This window comes from Nocardioides bigeumensis (assembly GCF_039531755.1).
Classification (GTDB): Bacteria; Actinomycetota; Actinomycetes; order Propionibacteriales; family Nocardioidaceae; genus Nocardioides; species Nocardioides bigeumensis.
Genome location: NZ_BAAAQQ010000011.1, coordinates 280,564 through 292,496 on the forward strand (window position 1 = coordinate 280,564; position 11,933 = coordinate 292,496).

At 70.7% G+C, this 11,933-nt stretch carries 9 protein-coding genes; 5 read left to right on the plus strand and 4 right to left on the minus strand.

The window, feature by feature from the left end; genetic code table 11:
* Positions 1-53: 53 nt before the first annotated feature.
* The 3 genes from ABD295_RS10485 to ABD295_RS10495 are packed head-to-tail and all read right to left on the minus strand — an operon-like array spanning position 54 to position 3,195.
* Positions 54-1,004, minus strand: coding sequence for an ABC transporter permease (locus ABD295_RS10485; RefSeq protein ID WP_344303652.1), 951 nt, complete (start codon positions 1,002-1,004; stop codon positions 54-56).
* The gene (locus ABD295_RS10490; protein ID WP_344303653.1) at positions 1,001-1,966 is read right to left on the minus strand and encodes an ABC transporter permease; all 966 of its coding nucleotides are present in this window, start codon (positions 1,964-1,966) and stop codon (positions 1,001-1,003) included. The genes ABD295_RS10485 and ABD295_RS10490 overlap by 4 nt, the downstream gene beginning before the upstream one ends.
* A complete protein-coding gene (locus ABD295_RS10495; RefSeq protein ID WP_344303654.1) occupies positions 1,963-3,195 on the minus strand; it encodes a polyamine ABC transporter substrate-binding protein in 1,233 nt (410 codons plus the stop codon). Before ABD295_RS10495 ends, ABD295_RS10490 begins: the two co-directional genes overlap by 4 nt.
* A gap of 169 nt (positions 3,196-3,364) precedes the next feature.
* On the opposite strand from ABD295_RS10495, the gene ABD295_RS10500 reads away from it, so the two are divergent.
* Together ABD295_RS10500 and ABD295_RS10505 are read left to right on the plus strand one after the other, a co-directional pair.
* Positions 3,365-4,777: an aspartate aminotransferase family protein gene (locus ABD295_RS10500; protein ID WP_344303655.1), complete on the plus strand. Its 1,413-nt coding sequence runs from the start codon at positions 3,365-3,367 to the stop codon at positions 4,775-4,777.
* Complete coding sequence (locus tag ABD295_RS10505; RefSeq protein ID WP_344303656.1) at positions 4,777-5,931, plus strand: ABC transporter ATP-binding protein; 1,155 nt, start codon at positions 4,777-4,779, stop codon at positions 5,929-5,931. The genes ABD295_RS10500 and ABD295_RS10505 overlap by 1 nt, the downstream gene beginning before the upstream one ends.
* Positions 5,932-6,067: 136 nt before the next feature.
* Here ABD295_RS10505 and ABD295_RS10510 read toward each other — a convergent pair whose 3' ends face one another.
* Positions 6,068-6,706, minus strand: a complete 639-nt coding sequence (locus tag ABD295_RS10510) for a TetR/AcrR family transcriptional regulator (RefSeq protein ID WP_344303657.1) — start codon at positions 6,704-6,706, stop codon at positions 6,068-6,070.
* Positions 6,707-6,875: 169 nt separating this feature from the next.
* Between ABD295_RS10510 and ABD295_RS10515 the strand changes: the two genes are divergently transcribed.
* From ABD295_RS10515 to ABD295_RS10525, 3 genes are read left to right on the plus strand one after another with little or no spacing between them, the layout of a single operon-like run.
* Positions 6,876-8,519, plus strand: coding sequence for a phytoene desaturase family protein (locus ABD295_RS10515; RefSeq protein ID WP_344303659.1), 1,644 nt, complete (start codon positions 6,876-6,878; stop codon positions 8,517-8,519).
* Entirely contained in the window at positions 8,516-10,747 is a 2,232-nt protein-coding gene (locus tag ABD295_RS10520; RefSeq protein WP_344303660.1) for an acetate--CoA ligase family protein, read from the plus strand. The genes ABD295_RS10515 and ABD295_RS10520 overlap by 4 nt, the downstream gene beginning before the upstream one ends.
* Positions 10,735-11,910: an acyl-CoA dehydrogenase family protein gene (locus ABD295_RS10525; RefSeq protein ID WP_344303661.1), complete on the plus strand. Its 1,176-nt coding sequence runs from the start codon at positions 10,735-10,737 to the stop codon at positions 11,908-11,910. The genes ABD295_RS10520 and ABD295_RS10525 overlap by 13 nt, the downstream gene beginning before the upstream one ends.
* Positions 11,911-11,933 lie beyond the last annotated feature (23 nt).

Below are 11,933 nucleotides of genomic sequence, written 5' to 3' on the forward strand. Positions count from 1 at the left end.
GTGGTGAGTGAGTGTGGGGGTCCAGCACCTGGACGATAGTTCGTGTCGGGTGATCAGGTCTCGCCGGCGAAGGAACCGATCGACTCCTGGTCGCCCGCGCGCTTGGCGAGGTAGCGGTAGAGCAGGAAGCCGAGCGCGACGGCCAGCATCGCGGCCACCAGGGTCAAGGTGACCAGCGCGTTGAGAGCAGGGGTCGGGGCCGCGCGCGCGGAGTTGTAGACCTTCACCGACATCGGCTCGGTGGCGGCGTCCCCGGAGAGGTAGCGCACCAGGACGAAGTCGTCGATCACGTCGGCGAAGACGAGGACGGCGCTGGCCACGATCGCCGGCACCAGCATCGGCAGGATCACCCGGCGCTGCGCCTGCAGAGGCGTCGCGCCGAGGTCCATGGCCGCCTCCTCCATGGCTTGACCGATGGTCGCCAGCCGGGCTCTCACAAGGATGGCCGGATAGGACAGCTGGAAGGTGACCAGGCCGATGACCTGCGCGGTGGTGCCGAGGGTGAACGGCAGCACCAAGGTGGTCACGACCATGAGCAGGGCGACCGCGAGCAGCGTCTCGGGGAGCACGAACGACAACAGCAGCATGGAGTTCGCGCTGCTGGGGATCCGGCCGCGCCAGCGGTCCAGGCCGATCGCGAGCATCACGCCGAGCGGCACCGTGATCAGGGTCGTGACCACGCCGAGCTTGAGGGTCTGCATCAGCGCGGTCTGCAGGGTGTCGTCGTGCCACACCGAGCGGATCGGGTCGCCGTAGTACCACCGCATCGAGAAGCCCTGCCACGTCGTGCGCGAGCGTCCGTCGTTGAACGAGAACAGCACCGCCACCAGCACGGGCAGCAGCGACCAGAGCAGGTACCCGACGGTCACCGCGACCAGGACGCGGGGCTTGCGCCACGGGTCGCGCCACCAGCCGACGGGGCCCCTGAGTTGCCTGAGCTGCCGGAGCTGCCGGGGCTGCCGGGGCGCCTTCCCCGTCGAGCGCGGAGCGGTGGAGGTGCTCATACGACGGCTCCGTCCGCGCGCTGCACCGAGCGCACGTAGTAGACCATCGGCAGCAGCGACACGATCAGCACCAGCAGCACGAACGCGCCGGCCTGCCCGGTCTGCCCCGGGGTCAGCACGGTCTCGTTGATCAGGTTGCCCACCATCGAGGTCTGCGGCGAGCCGGACAGCAGGTCGCTGGTGAAGTAGTCGCCGAGCATCGGCAGGCAGGTGAGCAGGATGCTGGCGATCACGACCGGTCGCGACATCGGCCAGGTCACCCGCCAGAACGCCGACCAGCGGCCGGCACCGAGGTCGCGCGCACCTTCGATGAGCTCGCTCGGGAGCCGGTCGAGACCGGCGTACAGCGGGATGATCATGTAGGGCACGTAGCCGTAGACGAGGCCGAGGATCACCACGCCGGAGTGGCCCGACAGCCAGACGGTGTCGCCGGGGAAGAGCCCTCCGACCGAGACGATCCGGTTGACCAGTCCGTCGTTGGCCAGCAGGTTGACCCAGGCCAGCATCCGCATCATGTAGCTGATCCAGAACGGCGCGATCAGGAGCGCCAGGAGCAACCCGCGCCAGCGGCCGGCGAGGCGAGCGACGTAGTACGCGATGGGGAACGCGATCACGAGGCAGAGCACGCTCGCGGTCAGCACGTAGACCGCGGTCCGCAGCAGTGCCGGGCCGAAGATGCCGTCCTCCCCCACGATGTGGGTGAGGACGTAGATGGGCTGCTCGGAGGACCACCGGACGGGGTTCCAGACCGGGATGACAGTACGGAAGATCGGGTCGACGCCGCCGAAGACGACCGCGAGGACGACGTACAGCGGCGCCACGAAGAACAGCAGCAGCCACACGATGCCGGGCAGTGCGAGGAGCGGACCGAGGGACTTGCCGACGATGCCCCGGCGCTGTGGAGCAGCCGGCCCCCCGGGAGCCTGCGGCTCCTTGGTCGCCGGGACGGGCGCGGCCGTCACGCCCCTGCCTTGAACTGCTGCCAGATGCGGTGCCAGGCCTGGTCGTTGTCGACGTCGAGCTCGAGCAGCCGGTAGCCGGTGTCGAACCACGACTCCTGCACCGCCGCCGTCGCGAGGTTCTCGGGGAGGTAGCCGTCGGCCACGAGTCGATCGGTGTCGAGCACCTTCTGCGGCGGCTGGTAGCCGATGTAGCCGAAGTTCTTGAGGGAGTTCTTCTCGTCGAGCATGTGGTCGAGGAAGAGGTGGGCCAGGACCGGGTTGTTGCCGCCCTTGAGGACGAGCATGAGGTCGTTGTCCACCAGACCCTTGCCGTCCTCGGGGAACCAGTACTGGAGCACGTCGACCGACGTGTCGTTGGGCAGGTAGTACTGCGCGTTGACGACGTCGCCCGACCACATCTGGCACAGGCCGATCTGCCCGGCGGGCAGGTCGTTGTACATCGAGATGTTGACCTTGGGCTTCACGGTCGACGCGAGCTCGGTGAGGTTGTCCTGGATCACCGAGAGGTCGTCCGCGGAGCTGGTGTTGACGTCGGTGATGCCGGCGCGCAGACCGACCTGCGCCATGCAGGTGTGCCAGTCGTCGATGACCGCCACCTTCCCGGCGTAGGAAGGGGTCCAGAGGATGTCGTAGGGGTTGTCCATCCCCGCGATGTCGTCGGTGACCTGGTCGGTCCGCCAGCCGATGCCGGTGGTGTAGATGCTGTAGGGCACCGAGTAGCGCGCCTCGCCGTCGTACCACGGGCTCTGGAAGACGTCCCAGACGTTGTCGAGGTTGCCGAGATAGCTGTGGTTGAGCGGCCGCGCGATCTGGGCCGTCACCATCCGGGCGATCTGGTCGTAGCTCGGGAAGCAGATGTCGTAGGGCACCGCGCCGGTGCGGATCTTGGTGAGCATCTCGTCGGTGTCGTTGAACGTCGAGACCTTCACCTCGACGCCGTACTTCTCCTCGAACGACTTGATCACCTGCGGCCCGAGGTAGTCGGCGTAGTTGTAGATCAGCAGCGGGCCGGCCTCGGGCGACATGCCGTCGTCGATGGGCGGGTTGTCGTCGGAGATGGGCCAGGTCACCGGGTTGTCCGGCGAGGCCATCTCGAGCGGAGCGTCCGAGCCGCCACCGCCGGGGTTGCTGCTCGTGGGCGCCTCTGCACACGCGGCGAGCAGGGCGTTGACGGCGGGGACCGAGAGGCCCAGCAACGCCGCGTTGCGGATCAGTGTCCGCCTGTTCACTGACCTCGGTGCGCTCAACCTGGGCCTCCCCACAATCGCTGCCTGAACTGTGCTGATCCGGTTGGTGGTGCTTTCGGGTGTTGTCGGGCATGATCACCGTCACATAAACTGAACACTCAGTCAATCGTTTCGCACGGCGAACCAACGAGTAGAACCGAAGGGAACTCCCGTGACCTCCTCCGTGGCGCTCGACCCGTCGCACCAGCATTCTGGCAGTGATGTCGAGGCCCTCATCGAGTCCGAGTCCGACATCTTCGTCAAGCGTCAGCCCCGCAGCACGCAGCTGATCGCCGACGCCAGGTCCGTCCTCGCGGGCGGCGCCACCTCCAACTGGCAGATCGCCCTCCCCCAGGCCGTGTGGATGAGCCACGGCGACGGGTCGCACGTGTGGGACGTCGACGGCAACGAGTACGTCGACATGCACGGTGGGTACGGCGCCGCGATCGCCGGTCACAACCACCCGGCGATCGTCGAGGCGGTCTCCGACCGAGTCCGCCGCGGCACGCACTTCGCCCAGCCGACCGAGGACGCGATCTGGGTGGCCCAGGAGCTGGCCCGCCGCTTCGGGCTGCCGCAGTGGCGCTTCGCCAACAGCGGCACCGAGGCCACCATGGACGCGATCCACCTGATGCGCTCGATCACCGGGCGCGACCTGGTGCTCAAGGTGGAGGGCTGCTACCACGGTCACCACGACTCGGTGCAGGTCTCCGTGCTGCCCGAGGAGGACGAGGTCGGCCCGGCCGACGCACCGAACAACGTCCCCGGCAACAGCGGCATCCCGCAGGCGATCATGGACCTCGTGGTCGTCGTGCCCTTCAACGACCTCGGCGCCGTGGAGCGCGCGCTGGTATCCCACGAGGGCCGGATCGCCGGCATGATCCTCGAGCCGATCATGATGAACGCCGGCATCATCCCGCCCGACGAGGGCTACCTGGCGGGCCTCAAGGAGCTGCTGCACGCCCACGACGCCTACCTCACCTTCGACGAGGTGAAGACCGGCTTCACGACCGGCCCCGCCGGCGCCACGGGCCGGTACGGTGTCACGCCCGACCTGGTCTGCCTGGCCAAGGCGCTCGGCGGCGGGATCCCGGTGGCGGCGATCGGCGGCACCGAGGAGCTCATGAGCCTGATCGCCGACGGCCGCTACGAGCAGGTCGGCACCTTCAACGGCAACCCCCTCGCGATGGCCGCGGCTCGCGCCAACCTCACCTCCGTCCTCGACGAGGCCGGGTACGCCCACCTGGACGCGCTGGCGGCACGGGCCAAGGCCGGCTTCGAGCAGCACATCACCGCCCAAGGGCTGCCCTGGCGCGTGGTCAGCGTGGGCGCCAAGGGGTGCGTGTGCTTCACCGGCGCCCCGGTGCGCAACTTCCGTGACTTCCTCACCATCGACGACCAGTGGGGGCAGCTGCACTGGCTCTTGCAGCACAATGGCGGGGTGTTCCTCCCACCGTGGGGCAAGGTCGAGCAGTGGCTGCTGTCGGTGCAGCACACCGAGGCCGACGTCGACCGCCTGATCGCCAACTTCGGCAAGCTGGCCGCCGTCGCCGCAGCTCAGCTCGGGACCAACGGGGCCGCCTGATGGTGACTGCGCCGGGGGGCACCCTCAGCCTGGTGTCGCTGACCAAGTCCTTCGGCGACGTGGTGGCGGTCGACGGCATCGACCTGGAGCTCCCCGCGGGCGAGTTCTGCTCGCTCCTCGGCGCGTCGGGCTGCGGCAAGACCACGACCCTGCGGATGATCGCGGGCTTCGAGCGGCCGACCTCCGGTCAGATCCTCCTCGACGGCCGCGACATGGCCCCTGACCCGCCGCACGTGCGCCCGGTCAACACGGTCTTCCAGAGCTACGCGCTGTTCCCGCTGATGACCGTCTTCGACAACGTGGCCTTCGGGCTGCGCTACCAGAAGGCCGACAAGGACCAGATCCGCCGCCGCGTGGGCGAGGCCCTCGAGCTGGCGCGCATCACCGAGCTGGCCAAGCGCCGACCCGCCCAGCTCTCGGGAGGTCAGCAGCAGCGGGTCGCGCTGGCTCGCGCCCTCGTCCTGAACCCTCGGGTGCTGCTGCTCGACGAGCCGCTCGGGGCGCTCGACGCCCAGCTGCGCAAGCACCTCCAGCTGCAGCTGCGACAGCTCCAGCGCGAGCTCGGCATCACCTTCGTGTACGTCACCCACGACCAGGAGGAAGCGCTCACCATGAGCGACCGGATCGCGGTGATCGCGGGCGGCAAGGTCGAGCAGGTGGGCCCGCCGGAGGAGATCTACGCGCGCCCCGCGACGGCGTACGTCGCCGGCTTCCTCGGCTCGGCCAACATCTTCGAAGCCGACGTGTCCGACGTGTCGGGCTCGACGGCGACCTGCACCTCGCTCGGCTCGACGATCATGGCCGAGGCCGGTGACGACTGTCCCCGCGGTGAGGCGGCCATCGTGATCCGCCCCGAACGGATCGCCATCGACGCCGAGACCGCCAACTCCCCCGGCGGTCACAACCGCGTCACCGGCACGGTGCGCGACGTGGTCTACCTCGGCGCGTCGACGCAGGTGCGCGTCGAGGTGGGCGAGCGCGGCCGCGAGCAGATCCTGCTCGTGCAGATCGCCAACCAGGCCGGTCCCCGCTCCTTCACCGCCAGCCGGGGCGAGCGGGTCGCCTGCTGGTTCTCCCCCGCGGCCGTGCAGGTGCTGCGCCGCAGCGAGGCGGGCGTGCCCGAGACCGAGGACGAGGTCGAGCTCGCGCTCTAGCCTGTTGACTTGGCCCTTCTGGCCCCTCGACTTGGCCTCCGGGCCCCTCACCACGAGAGATCCTGTGGAGTCGACTGGCCACAGCGGGGGCCCGGAGGGCCAAGTCGGGGGGCCACGCGGGCCAAGTCAACGAGTTTCAGCTCGCGCGGCGCTCGCCGGGCGAGAGCCCGAGGCGCTGCTCGGCGAACTCCATCGCCATGTCGTAGGCCAGCTCGGAGGTGATCTCGGAGTCGCCGAGCGCGACTTGCGTGGAGAGGCCGTCCAGGACGATCGTGAAGGTGAGGGCGAACCTGTGGGGGTCCACGTCGTCGGCCACGTCGCCGGACGCCTGGGCGTCGCCGATCAGGCGCTCGACGAGCGCACGCCAGCGGCCGTCGAGCTCTTCGCGGGCCTCGCGCACCTCCGGGTGGCGCAGCGCGGTGGCCCACAGGTCGAGCCACAGGCCCCACGAGCCGCTGACCTCGCCGGGCAGCGACGGGACGCACGACCAGCCGACGAGCATGGAGAGGCGCTTGCGGAAGTCCGGTTCCTCCGCGAGCAGCGCGGAGGCTGTCTCGTAGTAGGCCTCCTCGGAGAAGCGCAACGCGTCGACGAGAAGGCGGTCGCGGGTGCCGAAGTAGTAGATGACCAGCCCCGAGCTGGTGCCGGCGCGCTTGGCGACGTCCGCGATGCGGGTCTCGCCGAAGCCGCGCTCGGAGATGAGCTCGGCGGCGGCCCGGAGCATGGCGCGACGGCGGGCCTCGTTGCCCTCGGTCGCGGGCGCAGCTTCGGCCATGCGCGGTCTCCCTCACGTGAGTCTGGCCAGGATCCTGGCGAGCGAGAAATCTAGTCCGTGAGGCCGGTGCGCCTCTTGCGAGGAGATTACCACCTCGTTAGATTGAACAGTCAGTCAAACGATCGCCAGCACCGTCCCGCCAACGCGACACCGTGTGAAGGGTTCCTCGATGACCAACTCCTACGACGCCATCGTGATCGGTGGCGGCCACAACGGCCTGGTGTCCGCGGCGTACCTCGCCCGCGCCGGCCTGCGCACCGTCGTCCTCGAGAGCCGTACGGCGCTCGGCGGCGCGGCCGCGACCGAGCAGCCGTGGCCCGAGGCGCCGCACCTGTCGGTGACCCGGCTGTCCTACGTCATGAGCCTGATGCCGAGCACGATCATCCAGGACCTGAGCCTCGAGCGGCACGGCTACAAGGTGCACCCGATGGGTCCCTACTACCAGGCCTTTCCCGAGGGCGGTTCGCTGACGATCTACGAGGAGGACCCGGCGCGGACCCACGACGAGATCGCGCGCTGGTCGAAGAAGGACGCCGAGGCGTGGGGCCGCTGGAACGACTGGCTCCAAGGCATCGCCAACGTCATGGGACCGCTGCTCACGCGGGTCCCGCCCACCATCGGCTCCCACTCCCCCAGCGACCTCGCCGACCTGGCCAAGCTGGTCTGGAAGAACCGCGGCGTCGACACCAGGATGGTCGCCGACATCACCCGGCTGATGAGCATGAGCATCGCCGACCTGCTCGACGACTGGTTCGAGTCCCCGCAGGTCAAGGGAGCCCTCGCGGTCAACGGCGTGATCGGCACCTGGGCCGGCCCCTTCGCGCCCGGCACGGCGTACGTCATGGCGCACCACTCGATCGGCGACGTCGGTGACGGCGCCGGGCTGGGCAGCTGGGGCTACCCCGAGGGCGGCATGGGCGCCGTCGCGGCGGCCATCGCCCGGTCGGCCCGGGAGCTCGGCGTCGAGATCCGCACGGAGGCCCGCGTCGACAGCGTGTCGACGCGCAACGGCCGGGCCACCGGCGTCGTGCTGGTCGGGGGCGAGGAGCTCGCGGCCCCGGTCGTGGTGACCACCCTGCACCCCAAGACCGCCTTCCTCGACCACCTGCCGCGCACCGAGCTGCCCGCGGACTTCGTCTCCGACATCGAGCGGTGGAACACCCGCTCCGGCGTCGTGAAGATCAACCTCGCGCTGGCCGAGCTGCCCAACTTCACCGCCAACCCGAGCAAGGGCCAGGCCGAGCACCACACCGGCTCGGTCGAGATGTCGCCCACGATGGAGTTCATCGAGCGCGCGTTCCAGGACGCTCGCGAGGGCAGGGCAGCGCTCGCCCCGTTCAGCGACGGCGTCATCCCGACCACCCTGGACAAGACGATGAACCCCGACGGGACGCACATCTTCTCCATGTTCACCCAGTACGTCCCGCACGAGTGGGCGGAGGAGCCGCACACCGAGGAGCTCGAGGCCTACACCGACCGGCTCATCGACCTCTACGACGAGGTGGCGCCGGGCTTCAAGGGCTCGGTGCTGCACCGCGACATCGTGGGGCCGCACGAGATGCAGCAGGAGTACGGCCTGATCGGGGGCAACATCTTCCACGGCGAGCTCACACCCGAGCAGCTCTTCCACATGCGACCGGCTCCGGGGTACGCCGACTACCGCACCCCCATCGACGGGCTCTACAACGGCAGCTCGGCGACCCACGGCGGCGGCGGCGTGTGCGGCATCCCCGGCTGGCAGGCGGCCCGCGCGGCGCTCTCGGATCGGCGCGGTCGATGGGACAGACTGCGTTCCGTGGGACGAAGGTCTTGAACGAATCCTCAGGCGCAGCGACGAGGAGCGCCGCCGTCACGGCGATGCTCGAGGCACGGAGCGTGGCCCTGGTCGGCGCCAGCAGCCGGCCCGGCAGCCTCGGGCTGCGGATGGTCCGCGAGGTGCTCCGATCGCCGGGCGTCCCGAAGACGTGGCTGGTCAACCCCGGGTACGCCGAGGTCGCCGGCCGACCGTGCCTGCCCACCTTGGCCGACGTCGACGAGACGCCCGACCTGGTGCTGCTGGGGGTCGGCGACCAGCGGCTCGTCGAGCAGCTCACCGTGGCCGCGGAGGTGGGCGCGCGGGGAGCGGTCGTGTTCGGGAGCGCGCACGCCGCCGGCGTACGCGAGGAGATGACGCGGATCGCCGGTGCCGCCGGCATGGCCCTGGTCGGCGCCGGTTGCATGGGGTTCTGGAACGTCCGTCACGGCCTGCGGGCGATGGGCTACACCGAGCGCGACGACCTGCCGGTCGGGCCGGTCTCGGTGGTCACCCACTCCGGTTCGGTCTTCTCGACCCTCCTGCGCACCCGGCTGCGGCTGGGCTTCGACCTCGTCGTGTCGTCCGGCCAGGAGCTGGTGACCAACACCGCCGACTACGTCGAGCACATGGTCGCCCGCACCGACACCCGCGTCCTCGGGCTCGTGGTCGAGACGGTCCGCGACGGTGACCGGCTGCGCGCCGGGCTGCGCGCGGCGCGCGAGGCGGGCATCGAGGTGGTGCTCCTTCCGGTGGGCGGCTCCCCGCTCGGCTCGTCGCTCGTCGCCGCCCACTCCGGCGCGGTCGCCGGTGACCAGGCGGCCTGGGAGGCGCTGGCCGACGAGCTGGCCGCACACCTGGTCGGCGACCTGGCCGAGCTGGGCGACACGCTCGCTGTGCTGTCGTCGTCTCGCCGACCTGCCCCCTCGGCTGAGGGGGGTCCCTCGATGGGCAGGGGCATCGCGACCGTGCACGACTCGGGCGCCGAGCGCAGCCTCGTCGCCGATCTGGCCCACTCGCTCGACGTACCGTTCGCGGCCCTCTCCGAGACCACGCTCGCCGCGCTCGGCGAGCGCCTCGACGACGGGCTGGTGCCCGGCAACCCGCTCGACGTCTGGGGTGGCGGTGCCGACACCCGGGGGCTCTTCGGCGACTGCCTCACCACGATCGCCGCCGACCCTTCCGTCAGCGTCACCGCGCTCGCCATCGACCTCGTCCACGAGTACGACGGCGACATCGCCTACCCCGAGGCCGTCGAGGACGCCTTCGCCGCGACGGCGTCGCTGGGGTCGCCGGGGTCGCCGGGGTCGCTGGGGTCGCTGGGGTCGCCGGGGTCGCTGGGTTCGCCGGGGTCGGTCGGCGCGCCCCTGGTCGTGCTGGCCGGGCTGCCCAGCGCCATCGATCCGGTGGCCGCCGAGCGGCTCCGGTCGATCGGCGTACCCGTCCTCGAGGGCTTCCGCTCCGGGCTGCTCGCGCTGCGGCACCTCATCGACGCCGCCGAGCGACCCGGGGTGGACCGCGTCGACCGAGGGATCGACGCCACGCGTCGGCAGCGCTGGCTCCCACGGCTCCAGGCCGGCCCCCTCTCGCCCGTCGACCTGCGCTCGCTGCTCGCGGACTACGGCGTGCCGACGCCCCGGATCCGGGCTGCCGCGTCGTCCGCCGAGACCCTGGCCGCCGCGGACGAGATCGGCTGGCCGGTCGTGCTCAAGACCGACGCACCCGGGGTCGAGCACCGCTCCGACGTCGGCGGCGTCGTGGTCGGGCTCGAGGACGGGCTGTCGGTCGCGGCGGCGTACGCCGGTCTCGCGAACCGGCTCGGCCCCCTCGTCACCGTGCACGAGCAGGTCGAGCCCGGCGTGGAGATCTCGGTCGGACTGGTGCGCGACGACGCGCTCGGCCAGATGGTCGTCGTCGCCGCTGGTGGGGTGCTCGTCGAGCTGGTGGCCGACCGCGTGGTCGGGCTCGCGCCGCTCGCCCCCGAAGGCGCCCGCCGACTGGTCGACCGGCTCCGGGTCCGACGGCTCCTGGACGGGTGGCGCGGCGCTCCCCCGTCGAACGTCGACGCCCTCGTCGACGTGGTCGTCGCCGTGTCGCGTCTGGCCCACGAGCTCGGCGACGTCGTGGCCGCGCTCGACCTCAACCCCGTCGTCGTCACGCCCCGAACGGCCGTGGCCGTCGACGCCCTGCTCGTGCCCCGGCAACCGGACGAGCCCCCAGCTCAACAGGAGGAAGCATGGACGGCCTGAGCGAGGCGGACCACGACATCCGGCGACGGGCGCGCGCGTTCGTCGACGCGCTGATGCCCTATGAGGTGGAGACCGAGCTGGCGGGCGGCGTGCTCGACCCCGAGCTGGTCGCCAAGCACCACCACGCGGCGCTGGAGAGCGGCCTCTACGCGACCAACATGCCGACGTCGCTGGGGGGGCCGGGCTTCACGTCGCTCCAGCAGGTGCTGGTCCAGGAGCAGGTCGGCCGGGTCACCAACGGCCTCGCATGGTGTCTGCACACACCGCCCCAGTGGTGGGTCGAGGTCGCGACCGACGAGCAGCGCGAGCGCTGGCTGCTGCCGGCGGTGCGCGGCGAGCGGCACGAGTGCTACGCGATCACCGAGGAGCACGCCGGCAGCGACGTCGGCGCGCTGGAAGCGACCGCACGACGCGACGGTGATGCCTACGTCGTCAACGGCGTGAAGTGGCACGTCACGTCCTACAACGTGGCCGACTACTGCTTCGTCCAGGCCGTGCTGACCGACGGTCCGAACGCCGGCGAGCACGCGCTCCTGGTCGTCGACCTCCCCTCGCCCGGCATCGAGGTGGTGCGCACTCCGGCGTACACCCACCACATCGCCGACGAGCACCCGATCGTGTCCTTCACCGACGTGCGCATCCCCGCCTCCCAGCTGATCGGCGGGGAGGGCGAGGGCATGACGTTCACGCAGGACTGGTTCCGCTTCGAACGCGTCATGGTGGCGGCGCGCTGCGTCGGGGCGTCAGCGCGCCTGGTCGAGGAGATGACCGCCTTCGCCGGCTCGAGGCTCGTGGGCGGCAAGCCGCTCGGAGAGCACCAGCTCGTCACGGCGATGCTGGCGGACTCCGCGACCGAGCTCTTCGCCGCCCGCGCCGCGTTGTACGAAGTCGCACGCGCGATCGACGCCGGCGAGGACCGCAAGGTGCTGCACGCACGCGCGTCGATGATCAAGCTGCTGTGCTCGGAGACCGCGGGCCGGATCGCCGACCGCGCCGTGCAGGTCTTCGGCGGCCGCGGCTACATGCGCGAGAACGTCGCGGAGCGGATGTTCCGTGAGCTCCGCGTGGAGCGCATCTGGGAGGGCGCCTCGGAGCTCCAGCGTCTCGTCGTCGGCCAGCAGCTCCTCAAGCGCGGCCCGGCGGCAGTCCTGGGAGACGGCTGACCCCCAGCCGAGTCCCCGTGACC

Excerpts from the sequence above, each read along its gene's own strand:
- ABD295_RS10485 (WP_344303652.1), bottom strand. The coding sequence starts at position 1,004 with ATGAGCACCTCCACCGCTCCGCGCTCGACGGGGAAGGCGCCCCGGCAG.
- ABD295_RS10510 (WP_344303657.1), bottom strand. The coding sequence starts at position 6,706 with ATGGCCGAAGCTGCGCCCGCGACCGAGGGCAACGAGGCCCGCCGTCGC.
- ABD295_RS10525 (WP_344303661.1), top strand. The coding sequence starts at position 10,735 with ATGGACGGCCTGAGCGAGGCGGACCACGACATCCGGCGACGGGCGCGC.
- ABD295_RS10505 (WP_344303656.1), top strand. The coding sequence starts at position 4,777 with ATGGTGACTGCGCCGGGGGGCACCCTCAGCCTGGTGTCGCTGACCAAG.
- ABD295_RS10515 (WP_344303659.1), top strand. The coding sequence starts at position 6,876 with ATGACCAACTCCTACGACGCCATCGTGATCGGTGGCGGCCACAACGGC.